Here is a 20877-nt window from a genome sequence, read left to right on the forward strand (position 1 = left end):
CTGGACGCTTTGCTGAGGCCCCAGAGCATCGGAGCTGAAGCGCCGCATAGCCGCCTCTTCCTGTATCCCCTTTTGCTGCCGCGCTATGCGGTGACTGCGAGGCAATGCAGCCCTCTGCACCTGTTCCCGCCGTTTTTTTGCTGTGCGTCCGGGCCGAAGCGGCTATAGTGCCCGCCTGCGCCGCAGTGGCACAGCACATTTCGATTTTTCTGCCTGAATTCGTTTTTCATGCTTTCTGTCCAGCTCTTTTTTTTTCTCGGCGTGATCTTCCTGCTGGCTGGCACCTCTGCCCCCGAGACGCCAGGTTTGAGCGCTTCCTCGAGCCTCGCCTTTGGCGCTCTGATCTGCCTTGTGCATCTCCTGGCTTCGCGGCGGGCCTTTGCGTCGGCCCATTCGCCCGGTGCCTGGTTTCGGGCCGAGCGCCAGGCCTTTGCCCTGGCCTTTGCCAGCTTTGTCGCGCTGCTCTACGGTCTTGACCTGAAATACTGGTTGCAGCCGCTGACTTTTTTCGACAAAACCGAAGGCTTGGCCGATCTGGCCGGACTTGCGCTGTTTTTCGCACTTCTCTCCCTTTCCTGGCTGGCCGGAAGGTCACGCTTTCAGGTCTTTTTCGGCGGAGCTCTCAGCCCGCCTGCCTTTGTCTGGCAGCAGACCAGGCAAAATCTGCCGCTGGTTTTGCCCTGGATTCTGATCGCGGTGGCAGTCGATGTGCTGCGGCTCCTGTTGCCGGAGGCGCTCCTGAGCCTGGTGCCCGCGCCCTGGGACGAATTTCTGGTCTTTGCGCTCTTTCTGGCCTTTTTACTGATCCTGCTGCCGCCGCTCATTCTCAGACTCTGGGCTTGCCGGCCCATTCCGGAAGGCCCCTTCCGCATGCGGATTGCCGCCTTTTGCGCGGCCCAGAACTTTCGTGCCGGGCTTTACTTCTGGCCCCTTATGGGTGGACAGGCCCTGACGGCCGCCATCCTGGGGCTGCTGCCGCGGCTGCGCTATCTCCTCTTTACCCCGGCGCTGGCCGAAACTTTGGGCGAAGCGGAGCTGCAAAGCGTGATTGCCCATGAAATCGGGCACGTATATCACCATCATCTCCTCTGGTACGCGGCGATCTTCTGCGGCTTCAGCCTGACTCTGGCCGTCCTGGCTCCGCTGGCGCAGTCCTGGATCATGGCTTCGACCCTGTTCCCCCTCATGATGCGATACCTGCCGCTTTCGCCGGAAACACTGGCAGACGCCATCACCGCCGTGCCGCTGCTGGCTCTGGTGCTGTTGTATTTTCGTTTTGTGTTCGGCTTTTTCCTGCGCAACTTCGAGCGGCAGGCCGACAGCCACGTGTTCAGGGCCCTGGGCACTGCCGGCCCGCTCGTCAGCGCCTTTTTCGTCATCGCCCGGGCCTGCGGCGGCCGGCGGGAACGCCACAACTGGCACCACTTTTCCCTGGACGAACGGGTGGCCTGGCTGAACCGCTGCGAGAGCGAACCCGCCCTGGTGGGCGCCCAGCACCGCAGGATACGCCGGGCCCTGGCGCTGTATTTCCTGATTTTGGCCTGCCTGTGCGGCCTCGGCCTCCTGGCTGACCGGGAAAGCCTTGCCGCCAGGGCAGAAAATCAATACACTGAGACCGTGTTGCAGGCGGCGGTGCAGCGAAGCCCGGAGGGATGCGAGCCGCTCCTGGACCTGGCCGATTTTTATGCCGAAACCGGACGGGAGTCTGCAGCCCTCTCCGGCTACGAGGCCGCGCTGTCCCGGCCTGAGGGGCAGTGCGGCAAGGCCCTCAGGGTCCGGCTCTGGAACAATCTGGCCTGGCTGCTGCTGAGCGCCGAAACCCCGGGGCTGCGCAACCGGGAGCGGGCGCTGTCCCTGGCCGACCGTGCGGCCGCCCTGGCGCAGAACGCGCCCGTTTTGGACACCTTGGCCACCGCGCTCTGGGCCAACGAACGACCGGATCTGGCCCTGCACATTCTGGACCGGGCCGCCCGGCTCGACCCGCAGCACGTGCAACATTACGATGCACAGCGGAAACGCTTTCGCGGCAGATGGCTGGCGAACCCCTAACCCAAAGGATACAACACTATGGCTTCACCGCTTATTCTCGTGACCAATGACGACGGCGTGTATGCGCCGGGCATCCGCGCCCTGCTCGATGCCATGCAGAGCCTGGGCAACGCCTTTGTGGTCGCGCCGGAACGCGACAACTCCGCTGTCAGTCACGCCCTCACCATGGACCGGCCGCTGCGGGTGCTTGAGCTGGAGAAGAACATCTATACCCTGGACGGCACGCCGACCGACTGCGTGGCCCTGGCGGTCAACAAGATTCTGCCCGACCGGCCTGACCTGATCGTCTCCGGCATCAATCCGGGCCAGAATCTGGGCGATGACATCAGCTATTCCGGTACCGTGTCGGCAGCCATAGAAGGCACCATGTACGGCATTCCATCACTCGCCTTTTCGCTCACCGGCCCGCCGCCCTACAGCTTCGAGGTAGCCGCGGGCGTGGCCTGGAAACTGGCCTCCATGGCGCTCATCTGGCGGCAACCGGCGGGCACGCTGCTGAACATCAACATTCCGCCCATTGCCGCGGCGGACATCAAGGGCATCCGCTTTACCCGGCAGGGCACCCGGCGCTACAAAGATGCCATTCAGGAGACCTACGACCCCTGGGGCCGCAAGCACTACTGGATCGGCGGCGGTACGGTGCAGTGGTCGGAAGGCGAGGGCACCGACGACCGGGCGGTACATGAGGGCTATGTCTCGGTCACGCCCATCCAGCTCGACCTGACGAATGTTGAAGGTCTGGCCTATCTGGAAAGGGAATGGATGATGTAAATGGCCAACCCTGCCCAGGAAAATGCCCGCACCGCGGCGGTGGACACGCTCACCCGGTGGGCCTTGCAGCCTGCGCCCATCGACCGGCTTTTCGACAGCCGGGCCGGGCGGCTGGCACCGGCTGACCGCAGGCTGGCCCGGGCGATCGTCTACGGCGTGCTCCGGCACCAGGAAGTCCTGGATGCGGCCCTGACCGAATTTTCGACTCACCCCCTGGCCAAAATGACACCCCAGCTCCGCATGACGCTGCGGGTGGGCCTCTTCCAGCTTGCCTTCCTCTCCCGTATCCCTGCCTCGGCTGCGGTGAACAGCACGGTCAACACCGCGAAGCGCGGCAGGCATCCGCCCTGGCTGGTGGGTTTTGTGAACGGGGTTTTGCGGCGGGCCGCGGCGGAGCGGGAACAACTGGGCCGCTTTTTTGTGGATGAGAACGGCCGGCCGCGCTGCAATCACCCGGAATGGCTGTGCACGCGCTGGCAGGCGCAGTTCGGCGAGGCGGCCATGCGCTCCATCTGCGCGCTCAACAATCAGGAGCCGCCGCTCAGCCTGCGCGTCAACACCTGCAAGATCGGCCGGGCCGATTTTCTGGCCCTGCTGAAGAAGAGCGGCATCCGGGCCAGTCCCGGCCGCTATTCACCAGTTGCCCTGGTGGTTGAGGGCTATCCCGGTCCGCTGCAGACCCTGTCCGGCTACGAGGCCGGTTTCTTTCAGGTGCAGGACGAGGGGGCGCAGTTGATTGCCCCGCTTTTGTCCGGTTTTTCCACTCCGGTGCGGGTGCTGGACGCCTGTGCGGGGCTGGGCGGCAAGACCGGGCATCTGGCGGAGCTGCTGCCTGCGGGCAGCCGGATTGTGGCCCTGGAGCCGGACCGCTTCCGCTTCCGCACCCTGCTGGAAAATCTCAGCCGGCTGGGCCATGCCACTGGCCCCGGCCGCAGGGTCGAGCCGCTGGCCGGCCGCCTGGAGGGCTTTGCCAGGGCACAGGGCCGGGATCAGGGCGAAAAATTCGACGCCATCCTGGTGGACGCACCCTGCTCAGGGACCGGCGTGATCCGCCGCCAGCCGGACATTCGCTGGATCAGGCGTCCGGAGGATCTGCCCCGCTACGCCTCCGGGCAGATCGAACTGTTGCGGCAGGCCGTTCCCCTGCTCCGGCCGGGGGGGCTTCTGGTCTATGCCACCTGCTCTCTGGAGCCGGAAGAAAACATGCAGGTGATCAGCCGTTTTCTCGCCGAACATTCGGCCTTTACCCCCGAACCGGCCAGCCTGCGGCTGCCGGAAACGGCCCGCAAGCTGGTCCGCGCAGGGGGCGCTTTCGCCTCCCGGCCCACGGACGGCTGCGACGGTTTTTTTGCCTGCTGCCTGCGGCGTGCCTTGTAGTCCGGCCCTGGATGGCTATATTGGCTCCCGCACTTTTTCTTTTTATCTTTGGAGAGTTCGTATGTCTGAAATCAAATCCACCATGGAATTGGTGCTGGAACGCGCCGCCCGCCTGGGCAGGGCCACGGATGAGGAAATGCACGTGGATGCCCTTCTGCACAGGGGCCGGCAACTGGGTGCGGAGTTTCTGGATCATGCAGAGGAGAAGCCAGAGTCGCTGGCCGGGCACTTGACCAAGGCGCCGGAAGCCGAACGCGGCACACTCAGGCGCGGGATGCTGGCCACCATGCTGCACAACCTCTTTCTGCCCCGGGACGAGAGCGGCAAAAAGCGGGTGGAGCGCGCCCTGGCCGGCCTTTTGGCCCTGCACGGCGGAGCCCGGCAGGCGGCTGCCCTGTGCGCCCAGTTGGCGCAGTTGGCCAGCCGTTATGAAGAACACCGGAAGCAGATTCAGGAGCAGTTGAAGGAACAGCTCAGGATGCAGTTGCAGCAGAGCCTGGCGCAGGAGCGGGGCATCAAGGTCGACGCCTCGAAGATCGACCCCGCGCTGGACCCGCGTTTTGCCCAGGAATGGGGCCGTATCGAGGCTGAACTGAACAGCCAGTACGGTCAGGCCCTCGAACAGTGTCGTTCGCAACTCTTTGCTCTCTCCGGAGTCTGAGATGGCAGGCAGGCAGGCTGCGATCGCGCACGCGGCCCTGAAACGCGTGCAGGCAGAGCTGGGCGAACGTCAACTGGATGCGCTGCTGGTGGCGCAGCCGGAAAACCGGCGCTATCTGAGCGGCTACAGCGCAGAGGACAACGGCATCCAGGAAAGTGCCGGTTTTCTCCTGATTCCTGAAAGCGGCCGGCCCCGGCTGCTCACCGACTCCCGCTTTACCCTGCAGGCAGAGGCCGAAGCGCCGGAATACGGGATATACATGTACCGCCGCGGACTCGTGGAGGCGCTGGAGGAGTTGCTGCCAGAGATGGGTATACGGCAACTGGGCTTTGAGGCGGACTATTGCCTCTATGCGCTCTGGCTGCGCCTGCAGGCGCTGGCGAAGCGGCTGAAGCTGCGGCTCACGGCCACAAGTGGTCTGGTCGAGAGCCTGCGCGTGGTGAAAACTCCGGAAGAACTGGAGCTTGTGCGGGCTGCCAGCGCACTGAACGATCGGGTCTTCCAGACGGCCTTTGCCCAGGTGCAAACCGGCATGAGCGAGCGCGAGCTGGCCCGCCTGATCGAAGGCACTATGCTGGATCTGGGCGCGGAGCGGCCCAGTTTCGACACCATCGTGGCCTTTGGCGAAAACGCGGCCAAGCCCCATGCCGTGCCGGGCGGGCGGCGGCTCGTGGCCGGCGAAACCGTCCTGATCGACATGGGCCTGGTGCTGGACGGCTACTGTTCGGACATGTCCCGTACCTTTGTGCTGGGTGAGCCGGATGCGCAGTATCTCGAGCGCCACAGACTGGTGCGCGCGGCCCAGAAGGCCGGCATGGCCGCCATTCGTGCGGGGGTGAGCGGCAGCGAGGTCGATCGCGCGGCGCGGCAGGTGCTGGCAGCGGGGGGCTATGGCGAAGCCTTTGGGCATGGCCTGGGCCACGGCGTGGGTCTGGCCGTGCACGAGGCCCCGCGGCTCTCGCCTTCGGGCCGGGAAACACTCGAGGCCGGCATGGTGGTGACGGTTGAACCGGGGCTCTATCTGGCGGATTGGGGCGGCATCCGGCTGGAGAACATGGTGATCGTGACGGAGGCGGGCTGTGAACTGCTGAACAGGGACAGCACCTGGCTCGATCTGTAGTCAGTCCAGTCTGGCCGCGATGTCTTCGGCAATCTCGTCCTGACTGCGCTGGTCACAGGGGATGGTGAGGTCGGCGTAGCGCTGGTAGAGCGGCTGACGCTCGGCAAACAGTTCCTGAAAGCTCTGGTTCGGCGCCTTGGCAATGCCGCGCGAATCGAAGTTGTGGATGCGCCGCAGCAGCTCCGGAAAGCTTGCCTGCAGGAAGACGATGTGGGACACGGCCTGCAGATGCCGCATGGCGCGGTCGCTGTAGGCCGCGCTGCCGCCGGTTGCAATCACGTGCCGGCTCACGTCCAACTGGCAGATCTCTTCTTCCTCTATCCGGCGCAGCCCCAGATGGCCATACTGCTCCAAAAGCCGTTGCAGGGGGCACTGACGGCGCAACTGAATCAGCACGTCGGTATCGAGAAAGGCCAGGGACAGATTTTTCGCCAGAATGACGCCAATGGTGCTTTTGCCGGCGCCTGGCATGCCGATCAGCGTAATATTGCCTTTTTTGCTGTGCATACGAAGAAGCGCCGCTTTTGGACGGCGCTCCGTGTTTACTACTGCCCGCCGAAGTGTTTCAAAAAGAATTCACTGTCCGCGGGTGAAAGGTCAAAGCGCATGAGCGCCTCGTTCACGACCTTGTTCCGGTCTTTGCCGGGATTCGCCTGCATGATTTCCGAAACATAGGTAATGGCGTTTTTCAGTTTGTCCGAACGGTTGTTGAGGGGAGATTCTCCAGCCATGATGGTCCTCGCGTCGCTGGGATGAATGGATAAGGCTTGTTGCCTGCACTGTCGCCCTTCCTATAACCGATTGCAGCGCGGCCTACAAGCAGGATCCATGTCGCCCCGGCAGAGCGATCGCTTCATTGCCCGAATTCCGGCTTGACCGGCGCGCCCCCCGCGCTATATAGCCTTAATACAATCCCGTATATTGCCTATGGACAGCCTGAGCGGACACTTTCTCATCGCCACCCCCCACATGCCCGATCCCCGTTTTCGGGGGCAGGTCATTTATCTGTGCGCCCACAACGAGACCGGGATCATGGGGCTGGTCGTGAACAATCCCAGTCCGGAAATAACCCTGCACGACATTCTTCTGGGGGCGAACCTGCCCATTACCGAAGGCCCGGCAGCGCCGGTCTATCTGGGCGGTCCGGTGGAGCCGGAAGCCGGTTTCCTGCTCTTTACGGCCGAAGTCCCCAGCCGTTTCGCCATGCAGATCCAGCCCGGCGTTTTCGTTTCCCGGGATTCCCGGATCCTGGATGACATCGCAAAGGGCGAAGGCCCCGGCGAATTCCTGTTCCTTCTGGGTTATGCGGGTTGGGGACCGGGCCAGTTGGAGCGGGAATTGCAAGACAACAGTTGGCTGGTGGCGCAGGGCGATGCGGATCTCATCTTTCGCACGCCGGCCAGCCAGCGCTGGAAACGGGCGGCCGGATTCGTGGGCATCGATATGAGCCAGCTGGGCGATATCGTCGGCAATGCCTGATTTTTCCCTTTCCCAGAAATGACCTGTTATGGAAGCCCTGTCCCGAATCCCTGTTGTCGCCGATATTTTTCAGTGTACCTGCTGCGGTTTTTGCTGCCACGGCGAGACCACGGTTTCCCTGAACGAGGCCGACCAGAAGCGTATGGCGACCCTGATGGCTCTGCCCCGGGAAGAGGTCCTGCACCGCTTCTGGCGCGTGAACGGTCGCGAGGTGCAGATGCAGGTGCGGGATGGTCACTGCATTTTTTATGACGGAAAAAAGGGGTGTACCGTGCACGCAGGCCGTCCCTGGCGCTGCCGGCAATGGCCGCTGCATCCGAGCATCCTGACTGACGAAGCCAATTTTCTCACCATCACGGCGTCCTGTCCCGGGCTGAAAAAGGAGCTGGGCTATGAAAGCTTCTGCCGCATCTTCAAAACCCTGATTGCCAACGGCACGCTCATGGCCGGAGGCTTTTAAAGGAGGAGAGGCGAATGAAACTCGTGATTCCCTTTTTGGGCAAAACCAAATCCGCCTGGATTGAGGCCGGCATCCAGGACTATGCCGCCCGGCTGGGCCGCTACGCCCAGCTCGAGATGCCGGTTCTGAAAGACCCCTACGTGCATGGCGCTCCGGAGGAACGCACCAAGGAGCTGCAGGCCCAGGCGCTGCTTGCCGCCGCCAGGGGCGCGCAGTTGCTGGTGGCCCTGGATGCGGGGGGCATGAGCCTGAACTCGGTCGAGCTGGCCGATCTCTGGACCCGCTGGGAAGAGCAGGGCAGGACCAGCGTGGCCCTGCTGATCGGCGGTCACCTGGGTCTGGCGCAGAGCCTCCTGGATAGGGCCAGCTATCCGCTTGCCCTGTCCAGCCTGACCTTCACCCACGAGATGAGCCGCCTGATTCTGCTTGAACAGCTCTACCGCGTCTGCACCATCCGGGCGGGTCATCCCTACCATCTGTAACAAAGCACGCGTTTGTCAAAATTCCTGATTGGACAGCCGGGCGCTGGGCGCTTTTGAAGATGGCGGCCTGTGGTTCCGGCGGCGGTTCCGGAGTATCTGGAGCGCTTGGGGATCTTTGCCCGCTCGCGGCCCGCTCGACAAGAGGGGCGCATTTTTGTACAATGCGCCGCGTCAGTTCGGAAAGACCGCAATCTTTGCGGTCTTTTTTCCTGCTTTCCGGCCATGGTTTTCAGGATTGTATGCATAGTTCCCAAGTCCCGTCCGATAACCCGCTGTCCTTCTGGAACCGCCTTTTGCCCCATGCGGCCAATCTCCTGGCCTGGGGCCTGCTCATCGGGCTGATTTACCTGTTGCGCTCGTTTTTTCTTTTGATTTTCCTGACCTTTGTCTTTGCCTACCTGCAAACCAGGGTGGGCCGGCGGGTGGAGGGCCTCCTGCCCAACCGCATCGTGCGGGTCGTGGTGGTGGCCCTGGCCTTTATCAGCGTGCTGACCGCGGCCGGCATCTTTCTGGTGCCCAAGGTCAAGACCCAGACCCAGATCTTCGTGAGCCAGTTCGGCCTGTACCTGAACCGTGTGGATGAGGAGCTGGAGCGCCTGTCGGAAAAATATCCGGTGCTGGAGGAGATCCTGCCGGTTTTGGCCGAGGCCGCCCCGCCTGCCGCGGAGCCTGCGGAAGCGGGACCCGCAGTGCAGGGTCCGCCGCAGCATGGCCAGCCGCAGCGCAAGGGCCTGCGCAATTCGCCCACCGCCGTTCTGTTGCAGCAACTGCTGGGCCTGGGGGATCTGGGCGGCAGCCAGAACCTCAATCAGATCATCGACACCCTGAGTAATGTGGGCGGCAAGGTGCTGACCTTCACCGCCAATTTCCTCCTGTCCCTGCTCTTTTCCTTTCTGATTGTGCTGGACATGCCGGTTCTGGGTCGGCATGTGCGTGGCCTGGCCGACACGCGGCTCAGGTTTATCTATCTGGCCGTGGCCGACAATATCCGCGAGTTTTCGCTGGTTCTGGGCCGGGCCCTGGAGGCCCAGCTCATCATCGCCCTGGTGAACAGCGCGCTGACCGCCATTGGCGTCATGGCCCTGGGCCTGGGCTCGAATGTGGCCTTCCTCTCGGTCTTTGTCTTTTGCTTCAGCTTCTTCCCGGTGGTGGGCGTGTTCATCAGCTCCATACCGATCTGTCTGGTGGCGCTGCAGTCCCAGGGCCTGCACACCATGCTTTTGGCCATTGCGCTGATCACCCTGATTCACCTGATCGAGGGCTATGTTCTGAACCCGCGCGTGTACAGCAGCTACATGCGCATCAATTCGGTCATCATTCTGATTATCCTGACTCTGGCGGGCAAGCTGTTCGGTTTCTGGGGTCTGCTCCTGGGCGTGCCGGTCTGCACCTATATCTTTGGCTATGCCATCCGGCCCAATCATCCGCTGGTTTTCCCGGACCTGGACGGCAAAGGTGCCCAGAACGCGCCGCCGGCCAGTGCGGGGGACAGCACCTCTGGACAGGGGGACGGACCTGCCCAGCCGATGGCCTGAGACCGTTTTCAAGTACCGGGAAATATCCGCATGAATCCACAGGAATACGACGAATCCAAGATAAAAACCCTCAGTTCGCTGGAGCATATCAGAAAGCGGCCGGGCATGTACATCGGCAGGCTGGGTGACGGCTCCAACCCGGATGACGGCATCTATATTCTGCTGAAAGAGGTGCTGGACAACGCGGTCGATGAATACATCATGGGCTTTGGCAAGCGCATCGAGGTGGCGATTGACGGGGCCGGAAAGTGCACGGTGCGGGACTATGGCCGCGGCATTCCCCTGGGCAAGGTCATCGAATGCGTGTCGGTCATCAATACCGGCGCCAAGTACAATACCGAGGTCTTTCAGTTTTCCGTGGGCCTGAACGGCGTGGGCACCAAGGCGGTGAACGCGCTCTCTGCCCGCTTTGCCGTGACCGCCTTCCGTGACGGCCACTTCCGGCGGGCCGAATTCGAGCGGGGCGAGCTGGTGCACGACGAAGCAGGCGAAAGCGGAGAAAAGGACGGCACGCTCGTGAGCTTTCTGCCGGATGCCGGGATCTTCCCGGACTTTGCCTTTGACCCGCATATCGTGGAGGAGCGGCTCTGGCGTTATGCCTATCTGAACTCGGGCCTGACCCTTGTCTGGAACGGCCGGCACTATCTTTCCAAACAGGGACTCCTGGACCTGCTCGGCCGGGAGCTGCAGGAAGAGGCGCTGTATCCGCCGCTGCACCTGACCAGCAATACCCTGGAATTTGCCTTTACCCACAACGATGACTACGGAGAAACCTATTTTTCCTTTGTCAACGGCACCTACACCAGCGAGGGCGGTACCCATCTGTCTGCCTTTCGCGAGGGCATACTGAAGGGTATCAACGAATTCACCGGCAAGAAGTTCAATGGCCCGGATGTACGTGACGGCATCATCGGTATTCTGGCGGTCAAGGTGCAGGAGCCAGTGTTCGAGTCGCAGACCAAGAACAAACTCGGCAACACCGATATCCGTGCCCCCATTGTGCAGGCCGTGAAGGATGCGGTGGTGACGCATCTCTACAAGTTTCCCGATGTGGCCGCAGTGCTGGTGGACAAGGTCCAGCGCAACGAAAAGGTCCGCCGGGAACTGCAGTCCGTCCGCCGGGATGCCAAGGCAAGGGCCAAAAAGATCGTGCTCAACATTCCCCAGTTGAAGGACTGCAAATACCACCCGGCCGCCGGCAAGCCCTCCAAGGCGGGCCGGGAGAACATGATTTTCATTACCGAGGGCCAGTCAGCCGCCGGCTCCATTGTCAGCTCCCGCGACCCGATGGTACAGGCGGTCTTCAGTCTGAAGGGCAAGCCGCTCAATGTGCTTGGGCAGCGGCTGGACGTTTTGTACAAGAACGAGGAGATGTATGCGCTCATGCAATCTCTGGATGTCGAGGAGAGTGTCGAGAATCTGCGCTTTGACAGGATCATTGTGGCGACCGATGCCGATGTGGACGGCCTGCACATCAGAAATCTGATGTTGACCTTTTTCCTGCAGTACTTTGAACAACTGGTGCTGCAGGGCAAGCTCTATATTCTCGAAACCCCGATTTTTCGTGTGCGCAACAAGGAAAAAACCCTGTACTGCTATTCCGAGGCGGAAATGATCTCGGCAGTGCAGAGCCTGAATGCCAGGGGCCGGGGAGACAAAGGCATTGAAACCACGCGCTTCAAGGGCCTGGGCGAGATTTCCCCGCCGGAATTCAAGCGCTTTATCGGCAAGGACATGCGCATCAAAGCGGTGCAGCTCGACTCCTTGAGTGAAGTGGGCCGGGTGCTGAAGTTCTACATGGGCAAGAACACGCCCGAACGCAAGCAGTACATCATGGAACATCTGGTGGCAGACCCGGTATGAGGTCTGTTGCGGAAGAACGGCAGGGAAGGGTGCGTATACTCATTGCTTTCAATTCAGGCAACAGGGACTCCTAGATCGGGCAATCGATCATGCTTCTTGTCCCTTTTTTCTGTTATCCCACTCTATTATGAACGGCAACACGGAACAGACAGGTCAGGACGACACTGCTGCGGGTCCAAGCGGCATCGGCGAGGTGCGCGGCATGCTGCATCGCCTCTTTGACACGAATTTTCTGGACTACACCTCCTACGTTATCCGCGACCGGGCCATTCCGGATGTGGACGACGGCCTGAAACCGGTGCAGCGCCGCATTCTGCAGACGCTTTTCAACATGGACGACGGCCGTTTCCACAAGGTGGCCAATGTGGTCGGCGAAACCATGAAGCTGCATCCGCACGGCGACCAGAGCATCTTCGACGCCCTGGTCAATCTGGCAAACAAGGGTTTTCTCATTGACCGGCAGGGCAACTTCGGCAACATCTTCACGGGTGATCAGGCCTCGGCCGCGCGCTACATCGAATGCCGGCTGAGCCCGCTGGCCAAAGAAACGCTTTTTGACAAGGACATTACCGAGTTTACCGAGTCCTATGACGGCCGGATGCAGGAGCCCCTGCGCCTGCCGGCCAGGATTCCGCTGCTGCTGATGATGGGCGCCGAGGGGATTGCGGTCGGCATGGCCACCAGAATCATGCCGCACAACTTCTGCGAACTCCTGGAGGCCCAGATCGCCTGCCTGAAGGGCGAGGATTTCACGCTCTACCCGGATTTTCCGCGAGGCGGCATCGTGGATGTGAGCGAATACGACCACGGCAACGGCCGCCTGCGCTGCCGGGTCAGACTCAAACAGCCGGACGACAAGACCATTGTCATCACCGAACTGCCCTACAACATCACCACCCAGGGCCTGATCGAGTCTATCGAAAAGGCGGCCAGGGCGGGCAAACTCAAAATCGCTGCCATCAACGACTACACGGCCGAGCGCGTGGAGGTGGAAATCAAGCTGGCGCGTGGCGTGTATGCGGAGGAAACCATCGACGCGCTCTACGCCTTTACCGACTGCGAGATGAGCATTTCGCCGAACATGGTGGTGATAGCGCAGAACCTGCCCTGCCAGATGCGGGTGGAAGATGTCCTGCGCCGCAACACCCAGCTCCTGCAGAAAAACCTGGAGGCTGAGCTGAAAATCAGGCTGGACCGGCTGCGCGACAAGTGGCATGCCCGCAGGCTGGAGCAGATCTTTATTGAGGAACGGCTCTACAAAAAAATAGAGGAGATCACCAAGGCTGGCGAAATCGCCGCCACCATCGGCAACTCGCTCCTGCCCTTTGCCGGCGAATTGCAGAGACCGGTGACCGACAGGGACATCGAGCAGTTGCTGGAAATCAGAATTCGCCGCATCTCCCGCTATGACATCAACCGCCAGCAAAAGGAGCTGCGCGACATAGAGCGGGAGATTGCGGGGGTGACGAAGAGCCTGGCCAACATGGTGGGCTACACCATCCATTTTCTCGAGGAGCTGCTCGCCGCTCACAGGGACGAATTCCCGCGCATGAGCGAGTTGAAGGTCTTTGACGAAATCAGTGCGCGGAGTGCGGCGCTGGCCAATCTGAGCGTCTGCTATCACCGGGAAAGCGGTTTTGTCGGCCACCGCATCAAGGCGGAACTGGCCGGCAACATGGAATTTCAGTGCCCGGCCTCCGAGTATGACCGGCTCCTGTTGATCTTCAAGGACGGGCTTTACAAGGTGATCAGCGTGCCGGACAAGTTTTTCGTGGGCTCAAATCTGGCCTGGATGGGCCTGGTGCAGCCCGATCAGGTTTTCAACCTCCTGTACCGGAACGGCACGGACAGCCTGGTCTATGCCAAACGTTTTCATACGCCCAAGTTCATCCTGAACCGGGAATACCGGCTCTTTGAAGAGCACAGGCGCTCCCAGATTCTGTTTTTGCAGACCGGAGAGAGCGGCGTGCGGGTGCGGGTGAGTTACATGCCCTCGGCACGCGCCAGATACAATGCCCAGGATCTGGAGATGGACGCCATCCTCATCAAGAATGCGGCGGCTATTGGCAGGCGCATCAGCACAAGAAAGGTGCGCCGTGTGACGCCGCTTGACGGTACGGTGACAGAGGCAGCGGAAGCCGAGCCGCGGGTTTTGCCCGGCCTGGAAGGCGGCAACTGACGTTGCGGCAACATTTTCGGGAGAGAGACGCGTCAGTATGTTGCCCGGGACTGCGGGCAGAAGCGGCGGCGTACGCCGGGCGCGCAATCGCAAAATTTCAAAAGAGGATCAACGTATGCTGGGACCAGACTCTCTAGACGCCATACATGAAGAAGAAGCCAGAAGCTTGCACGGGCAGCATGCGGAAAATCTTTTTCCCGATTTTTTCGAGTCAAAAGCTGCCAGGCAGGCAGTGGTGCTGAAGCCCAAGACCGTGGCCCCGCCCCAGCCGCCTGGCGACAGCTGGATGGACGAGGACGAGTCGGACAGGCGCGACGATGTCAATGCCCATTTCGCGCTGCTCCTGTTGCAGAAGCAAAATACGCGGGCGCAGGTCGAGCCGATTCTGCAGGATATGGGCTATCTCACGGTGGTGGCGCATACGGCGGAAGAGGCGATGGCCCGCCTGCGCGTGGAACCGTATCAGCTCGTCTTTTGCGACACCGAGGCCGCTTCCCGGGAATTGCACGAGTACATGTGCTGCACCCTGAGGCCTTTACGGCGTCGGCTCATCTACTATGTGCTGATCGGTGCGGAGCTGCGCACCTGCTACGACATGGAAGCACTGGCCCTGAGCGCCAATGCGGTGGTGAACGAGCGGGACCTGCCCTACCTTGAAGTCATTCTGAAGCGGGGCTTTCTGGATTACGAGAAGCTGTTCGGCCCGATGCTGGAGGTCCTGGGCGAGTACGACTGGCCGATTCTGCAGCGGCAACTGTCAGAGCGATGAGCTGCGCCGCGCCTATACGGCAAAGAGCTTGCGCAGAAGCTGCCCTTCGTGGGTGCAGCCAAAGAGCGTGCTGGCGTTGCTGTAGCAGGCGATCTCCCCACCCGTTTTGGACAGATCCACCCTGATCGGCCGGGGCAGCCGTTCCCGCTTGGTCTCGTCGTAGAGCACCTTGACCACCGGGCGTTTGACATCTTCCGTCGATTCCATCACCACCCCGCTGCGACCGTCGGCCAGCACGACGCAGGTGCCGACCGGGTACATGCCGATGCAGCGGATGAAATCGTAGGCCAGTTCCCGGTTGAAATGGGTGCCGCCGCCTTCGTAAATCATCCTCAGACCCATGACCGTTTCCAGACCGGGCTTGTAGCAGCGTTCGGAGACCAGGGCATCAAACACGTCGCACACACTGGTAAGCTGGACAGGAAAGCTGATCTGCTCCCGCCGGAGGCCGTGGGGGTAGCCGGTGCCGTCGTAGCGCTCGTGGTGGTGGAGCGCCACGTCCACACAATGCTGCGGGATGCCCTGCACCTGATGCAGCAGCTCGCTCGAATATTCCGCATGCCTTTTCATGATCTGGACTTCTTCCGCGGTCAGCTTGCCCGGCTTGTTGAGGACCGAGAGCGGGATGATGGCCTTGCCGATGTCGTGGAAGAGGGCGCCCACGGCCAGATCCAGACTCTGGCTCTCACTCATGTCGTAATACTGGCACATGGCCAGCACGTAGGTGCAGACGCTGACCGAGTGCTGCAGCGTGTAGGTGTCCTTCTCCCGGATGCGGCCCAGCAGGATGAGGGCGTCGCTGTTTCTGTGGATGGAGTCGTACATGCGTTCGGCAATGTCGTAAAACTGTCCGGCTTCGGGCACATCGCCGCGCATGACATCCTGGTAGGCGTGTTCCACTGCCCGCATGGCTTCCCGACTGACCTCAAGCGCGACGTTCCGCTCGATTTTCAGGGGCACGCTCGGCCGGATCCGGGGCCGGGGATTGTTTGGGCCTGCCGGCGAGGTCACCTTGCGCTTTTTGTTCTTGGGCAGGGTTTCCGGGTCAAGACCCAGGGAGGTATCGATGTCAACCTGGCCGACGCCCCAGGACTTGAGAATTTTGATCGTGCTCTCGCGGGAAATGGGACCGGGTTCTATGTAGATGGATCCCTTGTGAGCAATGGGCGTGTTGAAATCAGTCACATAAACGCCAACGCGAAGATCGTCGACAGAAACCTTTTTAATCATGCTGATACTCAGGTGTATTGCTGTTGCCGGAAACGGATGTCTTGCCTTCATGGCCAAAGCTGCCACAGCCTCCTTTATAAGGCATCCTTCCTGTCAGGACAAGATTTGTGTACAGGCCTGGTGCAACGAGCGGCGGTTCCGGCGGAATCATGGAGATATTTATGCCTGATATACAAGGCCTTACGGGCTGCCCAGGTGTGCGGCGATCAGGCTCAGACATTTGGAGGGCAGGACGCCTGCCAAAAGCAGGACCAGCACCGCCGACAGACCGAGGGCCAGCGTGCCCATGGATGGCATGGGGCAGGCTGGCCGGCCTTTCGCGGGGGCGCAGGCGGCCCCGAGTACCCGGAGACTGACGGCCAGGGCCAGCACATTGCTGCAGACGGCCAGCAGGGCAATGCCTGTATGGCCTGCATTCATGATCTCGATGAAAATCTGCAGCCGGGCCACAAAACCGGCAAAGGGCGGCAGGCCGCTCATGCTGAACAGGCCGGCTGCCAGCATGAGGACCAGAAGCGGCTGCTCCCGGGACAGGCCGCGCAGATCGGAGAGACAGGGACTGCTGCTCCCTTGCCGCATGACGCACTGGAGCGGCAGGGCGCAGCAGAGCAGCGCCGGCAGCCAGGCGGCAGTGGCGAAGAGCGCCAGGGCAGGGTTTTGCCCCTGCAGGCACAAGAGTATCAGGCCTGCCTGGGCAACGGCGTTAAAGGCCAGAAGACGCCTGACTTCCTGCTGCACCAGGGCGCAGAGGTTGCCCACAACCAGCGAGCACAGGGCGAGCACAGCCAACGGCACTGTCATGAAGCGCTCTGCGTCTGGCGGCAGCCAGCTCGTGAGCCGGAACAGGACAGCCACAGCCGCAATGCCAGGCAGGGTGAGCAGCAGGAAGGCCGTGGCACCGGCCGCATGCCTGCAGGTGTCCGGCAGCCAGGCATGAAAGGGCACCGGGGCCAGCAGAAAGGAAAAGCCGGCCAGGACCAGCGCCAGGGCTCCGCCCGCCAGCGGCCGGGAGGAGCTGTGCTGCATGGCCAACGCTGTTGCGGTCAGACCAGGCATGCCGGTCAGCATCAGAAGAACGGCCATGCCCAGAAGCAGGAGGCCCGCTGCCAGGAGACCTGCGTACAGGCATGGGGAGCCGCTTCCTGAGCGGATACCTTGTCTCTCCCCCCGCATGGAAACAAGCAGGGTCAGGCTCAGGACGGCGCAGAAGAAGGCGGCGCAGAGCATGAGCAGATTGGTGGCGCTGGTCAAAAGCATCAAAGCCAGTATCTGGACAAAGAGCAGGGCCCGGAAGGCCGGCTGCAGACGGGGATTGATGCCGGACTGGTTTGGATCGGCAATGAGCAGCCCCAGGAAAGCCAGCGCCAGCAGCAGTTTGCAGGCCTGACTCAGAGGGCTTGAGGCGAGCCCGGGGCCGACCGCGCCCGTGTCAGACAGGCCCAGCCCCGTGCAGAGCAGCAGCACTGCGCCGGCCATCAGCGTGCAGCCCCCGGACAGGCGGGGCCGGGATCGCAGCACGGTGCCGCTGACGGCAAAAAACAGCGCGTACAGGGCAGCCGCCAGTTCAGGCAGAATGAGCATATTCGGAAGAGTCCTCAGGGAAAAAGGCTGTGCCGCTGGCCTGCCTGCCAGTCCTGCATATGTTGCAGCAGTTCGGACAGGTCTGGCTGCAGGGCGGCGAGAAAGCCCTGGGGCGCCAGGCCCAGCCAAAGCATCATGAGCAGAACCGGGGCGAGCGGCAGGAGTTCCCGGAGGCTCAGATCCGCTGTCCTGCCGGAGCCGGACGGGCGGGGGGCGCACAGCGCCAGCGCCGGCAGACGCAGCAGGGCGATTGCCGCCAGGATGAGGCCTGCTGCGGCCAACAGTTGCAGGGCCAGCCTGTCTGTCCCGGTTCCGCTCAGGATCAGCAGGGCGCCGGCAAAGCCGCTGGTGCAGGGCAGGGCGCAGGCGGCCAGCGCCAGCAGGCCAAAGCAGGCTGCCAGTCTGGGCATGCGGGCCAGGGAGGCGGCCGCCTGTTCGAGGTCCGGCTGTAGGCCACGCCTGGCCAGCAGGCCCAGGCAGAGGCACAGACCCGTGCACAGCAGGCTGAGGTGGATCAGATGCAGTACCGAGCCTTGCAGACTTTGCGCGGCCCCGGAAAAAACACCCAGCGTGATCAGCGCGATGTTGCAGATCAGGACATGGGCGAGCAGGCGGTGCAGGTTTTTCTGGCAGAGAGCGGCCCAGCCGCCGTAAAGCGCGCCGATTGCGCTCAGGTAAAGCATGTTCGGCGCCAGTCGCAGAAAGGCGTCGGGGCACAGGGGTATGCAAAACCTCAGCAGGCCGCAGAGGCTCAGGCCGGGCAGGAGGGCTGTCAGAATCAGGGTCGCGGCAGGCGGTGCTCCGCTCAGGACGGAGGGCAGCCAGGTGTGGCAGGGGAAGAGCGGGATTCGGACCATGAGCGCCAGCAAAAAGGCCAGCAGGATGTGCAGCTGCCGGTTCGGATCGCAGGCCTGCCACATCATGGCCGGCAGGAAGAAGGTGCCGTTTTCCAGGTACAGGCCAATGCCAAGCACCAGAAGCGGGGCGGATGCGGCCATGGCCAGGAGGCAGAATCTGGCTGCGGCGCGCCGGGACGTTTCGCTGCCTGCAGGGGCCAGCAGCAGGTACAGCGGCATGAGCATGGCCACCCAGAACAGGAAAAAGAGGACGAAATCAAGGGCAATGACCAGGCCCACCATGGCGCTTTCCAGCATCAGCAGGCAGGGCAGGGCAGGGCCCGGGTGCAGGGCCGGCGTATGCCACAGGGCAAGCATGGCAAAGGGCATGAGGCCTGTGATCAGCAGCAGGAGGAAGGCGGCCGGGCCGTCAAGACCCACGGCATAGTTGATGTGCAACTGTGGGATCCAGGAATGCAACTGCATGAACTGGAAGGTCTTGCTGCCGCTGACAAAGCCGTGCAGCACCGGCAGGGTGGCGAGCGTGTTGCCCAGGGTGACGGCCAGGGCCAGCAGGCGGGCAGGGCGCTCCCGGCCGATGAGGGGCAGCAGGAGCGCCCCGGCAAGCGGCAGCAGGAGCAGCAGGCTGAGCCAGGGGAAGCCGTTATTGATGACAAGATGCTGCATGGTCAGCCGTAAAATGCATACAGGCCAAGGCCGATCAGCAGGGCCACGGCCGCCAGCATTTGCAGCAACAGGTACCGCACCCGGCTGCCTGGCAGACAGTCGAGTGCGCGGCCCAGACCCAGGACAGGAACAGCGCAGCGCTCCATCAGCATGTCGAGACAGCGGTCACAGAACTCGGGAAAACGGAGCACATGCTTCAGGGATCGCGTTGCAAGGGCCGCGGCGCTGCGGCGCCAGGCGGCACTTGAGCGAGCCGGATGCTGCGCCTCCCGGTGCAGCTCCAGGACGTGGGGCCGGAAAAAGGCGGGCGCTGACCGGGCTTTTCCGGACCTGAACAGCGCTTGACACAGGATAAAGAGCAGGACGCCCAGGCAGAGCCGCTCCACCGCACGCAGCAGAGGCCAGGCGCTGAAGGGTGCCTCCTGCGTATGCATCATGCCTGTCATGCCTGCCATGGGATACAGGCCCGTGACCATGCCAAACAGCAGACTCAGGAGGGCGGCAAGACAGGCGGCCACGAGCAGGTGCCCGGGCGGATCGCTGGCCTTGATTGCGGCTGCCTTCGGGCAGGGTGCGCAGAACAGGTGCCAGAATATCCTGAGGCTGCAGGCAGGCAGGATGCAGGCTGCCATGAAATGCAGCAGCCAGCCAGCCGCTTCGTGGCGGGCGCGGAAGGCTGCGATAATGGCCGTTTGGCCGGCATAGTCCGCAAAGCCGGGCATTGCGGCAAAGGAGAGGCAGGCTGCCAGCATCAGGCCGCAGGTGATGGGCATGCGGCTGCCCAGTCTTCCCAGTTCGTGCAGATGGCCCCTGCCGGTGCCCAGAACAACGGCCCCGACGCCCATGAACATAAGAGCGGCGGACAGCACGAGGCCAACGGAGAGGAGCATGGCGCCGGCCAGGGCATCGGGGGTGCCCAGACCGAGAGCCGCCACCACCAGACCGTTTTGCGCCAGAGTGGCCCAGGCTGCCAGCCGGCGGAGTTCATCGGCCATTGCCGCCCGGACCAGGCCATAGAGTGTCGTGGCCAGACCCAGCACAGGCAGCGCTTCGTGGCCTGCACAGGTCTGGGCCAATGCGTAGGTGGCGCTCGTGATGGTGACCACACCCGGCAACAGTGCCCCGCCGGGCGATGTCTGGCTGCAGAGGTCAGGCAGCCAGGCGTGAAAGGGCAGCACGGCGGCACTCATCAAAAATCCCGACAGCATCAGCCACTGCGCTGCAGGCGGGGCTGCGGCCAGTGAGCCGAAGGCAGGGTCGCCGCCGCTCTGCAGCAGGAGCGCCAGACCGCTGACAAGCAGGAGCATGCCAACAGCCTGCAGGCACAGGAAGCGGTATCCGGCCGCGCGGCCGCCTGCATGGCCATCCAGCCAGACCAGGACGACAGGCATCAGCGTCATCAGTTCCCAGAAGACCAGAAATCTGAGCCAGGACTGGCTGCACAACACGCCCAGAGCACTGGCCACATACAAAAAGGAGGCCATGTGCCTGCCGTTCTCCCGGACATGCAGGTTGACAAGGGTCGCCAGCAGGGCCAGCAGCGCCAGTGCGGGGCACAAGACGAGGGCCGGGGCGTTGAGCTGGATTGGAACGAGCTGCGCGTCTTTCAGGGAAACATCAAGCATGGTGCCGCCGTTCATGCAGCAAAGTATGGTGTCTGCAAGCGCTGCCAGTGGCGCCAGCAGCAGACAGGCGCTGCGCGGGCGGCTGCGGAGGAGGGGCAGCAGCAGCGCGGCTCCTAAAAGGACAGGGGCAGGATGCAGGCTGGTGATCATGGGGTCTTGTGGGCAGGCATTGT

18 protein-coding genes are annotated in these 20877 nt (G+C 62.5%); 12 read left to right on the forward strand and 6 right to left on the reverse strand.

The genetic code is table 11. The annotated features are described in order from the left end of the window. The first annotated feature begins 228 nt into the window (after nucleotides 1–228). From CAY53_RS09070 to CAY53_RS09090, 5 genes are all read left to right on the forward strand, one after another. The gene (locus CAY53_RS09070) at nucleotides 229–2049 is read left to right on the forward strand and encodes a M48 family metallopeptidase (protein ID WP_104936837.1); all 1821 of its coding nucleotides are present in this window, start codon (nucleotides 229–231) and stop codon (nucleotides 2047–2049) included. Nucleotides 2050–2067: 18 nt separating this feature from the next. After that, nucleotides 2068–2820, forward strand: coding sequence for a 5'/3'-nucleotidase SurE (gene surE, locus CAY53_RS09075; RefSeq protein ID WP_104936838.1), 753 nt, complete (start codon nucleotides 2068–2070; stop codon nucleotides 2818–2820). After that, the gene (gene rsmB / locus CAY53_RS09080; protein ID WP_104936839.1) at nucleotides 2821–4197 is read left to right on the forward strand and encodes a 16S rRNA (cytosine(967)-C(5))-methyltransferase RsmB; all 1377 of its coding nucleotides are present in this window, start codon (nucleotides 2821–2823) and stop codon (nucleotides 4195–4197) included. Between the two features lie 61 nt (nucleotides 4198–4258). Then, nucleotides 4259–4858, forward strand: coding sequence for a DUF6657 family protein (locus CAY53_RS09085; protein WP_104936840.1), 600 nt, complete (start codon nucleotides 4259–4261; stop codon nucleotides 4856–4858). Nucleotide 4859: 1 nt separating this feature from the next. Further along, nucleotides 4860–5978 carry a M24 family metallopeptidase gene (locus CAY53_RS09090; RefSeq protein WP_104936841.1) on the forward strand — a complete coding sequence of 373 codons (1119 nt, stop codon included), beginning with the start codon at nucleotides 4860–4862 and terminating at the stop codon, nucleotides 5976–5978. Here the strand turns inward: CAY53_RS09090 and CAY53_RS09095 are convergent, their stop codons facing one another. Then, entirely contained in the window at nucleotides 5979–6485 is a 507-nt protein-coding gene (locus CAY53_RS09095) for a shikimate kinase (RefSeq protein WP_017866069.1), read from the reverse strand. 38 nt (nucleotides 6486–6523) lie between these two features. Then, a complete protein-coding gene (locus CAY53_RS09100) occupies nucleotides 6524–6709 on the reverse strand; it encodes a hypothetical protein (RefSeq protein WP_104936842.1) in 186 nt (61 codons plus the stop codon). Between the two features lie 196 nt (nucleotides 6710–6905). Here CAY53_RS09100 and CAY53_RS09105 point away from each other — a divergent pair, with 196 nt between their 5' ends. From CAY53_RS09105 to CAY53_RS09135, 7 genes are all read left to right on the forward strand, one after another. After that, on the forward strand, nucleotides 6906–7457 hold the full coding sequence (locus CAY53_RS09105) for a YqgE/AlgH family protein (RefSeq protein WP_017866067.1): 552 nt from the start codon (nucleotides 6906–6908) through the stop codon (nucleotides 7455–7457). Nucleotides 7458–7485: 28 nt separating this feature from the next. Then, nucleotides 7486–7917: a YkgJ family cysteine cluster protein gene (locus CAY53_RS09110; protein WP_104936843.1), complete on the forward strand. Its 432-nt coding sequence runs from the start codon at nucleotides 7486–7488 to the stop codon at nucleotides 7915–7917. A gap of 14 nt (nucleotides 7918–7931) precedes the next feature. Continuing rightward, nucleotides 7932–8399 (forward strand): 23S rRNA (pseudouridine(1915)-N(3))-methyltransferase RlmH, encoded by a 468-nt coding sequence (locus CAY53_RS09115; protein ID WP_104936844.1) that lies wholly within the window; start codon nucleotides 7932–7934, stop codon nucleotides 8397–8399. 239 nt (nucleotides 8400–8638) lie between these two features. Further along, nucleotides 8639–9934, forward strand: a complete 1296-nt coding sequence (locus tag CAY53_RS09120; RefSeq protein ID WP_181040252.1) for an AI-2E family transporter — start codon at nucleotides 8639–8641, stop codon at nucleotides 9932–9934. Nucleotides 9935–9964: 30 nt separating this feature from the next. Continuing rightward, a complete protein-coding gene (locus CAY53_RS09125) occupies nucleotides 9965–11797 on the forward strand; it encodes a DNA topoisomerase IV subunit B (protein ID WP_104936846.1) in 1833 nt (610 codons plus the stop codon). 127 nt (nucleotides 11798–11924) lie between these two features. Continuing rightward, on the forward strand, nucleotides 11925–13976 hold the full coding sequence (locus tag CAY53_RS09130) for a DNA topoisomerase IV subunit A (protein WP_104936847.1): 2052 nt from the start codon (nucleotides 11925–11927) through the stop codon (nucleotides 13974–13976). Nucleotides 13977–14091: 115 nt separating this feature from the next. Beyond that, a complete protein-coding gene (locus CAY53_RS09135; RefSeq protein ID WP_146106474.1) occupies nucleotides 14092–14745 on the forward strand; it encodes a response regulator in 654 nt (217 codons plus the stop codon). Nucleotides 14746–14757: 12 nt separating this feature from the next. On the opposite strand, the gene CAY53_RS09140 is transcribed toward CAY53_RS09135, so the two are convergent. The 4 genes from CAY53_RS09140 to CAY53_RS09155 all read right to left on the reverse strand — a co-directional run bounded on the left by CAY53_RS09140 (nucleotide 14758) and on the right by CAY53_RS09155 (nucleotide 20854). Further along, a complete protein-coding gene (locus CAY53_RS09140; RefSeq protein WP_181040253.1) occupies nucleotides 14758–15975 on the reverse strand; it encodes a cyclic di-GMP phosphodiesterase in 1218 nt (405 codons plus the stop codon). 180 nt (nucleotides 15976–16155) lie between these two features. Continuing rightward, nucleotides 16156–17556, reverse strand: coding sequence for an NADH-quinone oxidoreductase subunit N (locus CAY53_RS09145; RefSeq protein ID WP_104936850.1), 1401 nt, complete (start codon nucleotides 17554–17556; stop codon nucleotides 16156–16158). Between the two features lie 14 nt (nucleotides 17557–17570). After that, a complete protein-coding gene (locus CAY53_RS09150; protein WP_104936851.1) occupies nucleotides 17571–19079 on the reverse strand; it encodes a complex I subunit 4 family protein in 1509 nt (502 codons plus the stop codon). 2 nt (nucleotides 19080–19081) lie between these two features. Then, the gene (locus CAY53_RS09155) at nucleotides 19082–20854 is read right to left on the reverse strand and encodes a proton-conducting transporter transmembrane domain-containing protein (RefSeq protein ID WP_104936852.1); all 1773 of its coding nucleotides are present in this window, start codon (nucleotides 20852–20854) and stop codon (nucleotides 19082–19084) included. Nucleotides 20855–20877 lie beyond the last annotated feature (23 nt).

Source organism: Desulfobulbus oralis (assembly GCF_002952055.1).
GTDB classification, from domain to species: Bacteria; Desulfobacterota; Desulfobulbia; order Desulfobulbales; family Desulfobulbaceae; genus Desulfobulbus; species Desulfobulbus oralis.

Coding starts and splice junctions, on each gene's coding strand:
- CAY53_RS09070 (WP_104936837.1), top strand. CDS start 229: ATGCTTTCTGTCCAGCTCTTTTTTTTTCTCGGCGTGATCTTCCTGCTG.
- surE (WP_104936838.1), top strand. CDS start 2,068: ATGGCTTCACCGCTTATTCTCGTGACCAATGACGACGGCGTGTATGCG.
- rsmB (WP_104936839.1), top strand. CDS start 2,821: ATGGCCAACCCTGCCCAGGAAAATGCCCGCACCGCGGCGGTGGACACG.
- CAY53_RS09085 (WP_104936840.1), top strand. CDS start 4,259: ATGTCTGAAATCAAATCCACCATGGAATTGGTGCTGGAACGCGCCGCC.
- CAY53_RS09090 (WP_104936841.1), top strand. CDS start 4,860: ATGGCAGGCAGGCAGGCTGCGATCGCGCACGCGGCCCTGAAACGCGTG.
- CAY53_RS09095 (WP_017866069.1), bottom strand. CDS start 6,485: ATGCACAGCAAAAAAGGCAATATTACGCTGATCGGCATGCCAGGCGCC.
- CAY53_RS09100 (WP_104936842.1), bottom strand. CDS start 6,709: ATGGCTGGAGAATCTCCCCTCAACAACCGTTCGGACAAACTGAAAAAC.
- CAY53_RS09105 (WP_017866067.1), top strand. CDS start 6,906: ATGGACAGCCTGAGCGGACACTTTCTCATCGCCACCCCCCACATGCCC.
- CAY53_RS09110 (WP_104936843.1), top strand. CDS start 7,486: ATGGAAGCCCTGTCCCGAATCCCTGTTGTCGCCGATATTTTTCAGTGT.
- CAY53_RS09115 (WP_104936844.1), top strand. CDS start 7,932: ATGAAACTCGTGATTCCCTTTTTGGGCAAAACCAAATCCGCCTGGATT.
- CAY53_RS09120 (WP_181040252.1), top strand. CDS start 8,639: ATGCATAGTTCCCAAGTCCCGTCCGATAACCCGCTGTCCTTCTGGAAC.
- CAY53_RS09125 (WP_104936846.1), top strand. CDS start 9,965: ATGAATCCACAGGAATACGACGAATCCAAGATAAAAACCCTCAGTTCG.
- CAY53_RS09130 (WP_104936847.1), top strand. CDS start 11,925: ATGAACGGCAACACGGAACAGACAGGTCAGGACGACACTGCTGCGGGT.
- CAY53_RS09135 (WP_146106474.1), top strand. CDS start 14,092: ATGCTGGGACCAGACTCTCTAGACGCCATACATGAAGAAGAAGCCAGA.
- CAY53_RS09140 (WP_181040253.1), bottom strand. CDS start 15,975: ATGATTAAAAAGGTTTCTGTCGACGATCTTCGCGTTGGCGTTTATGTG.
- CAY53_RS09145 (WP_104936850.1), bottom strand. CDS start 17,556: ATGCTCATTCTGCCTGAACTGGCGGCTGCCCTGTACGCGCTGTTTTTT.
- CAY53_RS09150 (WP_104936851.1), bottom strand. CDS start 19,079: ATGCAGCATCTTGTCATCAATAACGGCTTCCCCTGGCTCAGCCTGCTG.
- CAY53_RS09155 (WP_104936852.1), bottom strand. CDS start 20,854: ATGATCACCAGCCTGCATCCTGCCCCTGTCCTTTTAGGAGCCGCGCTG.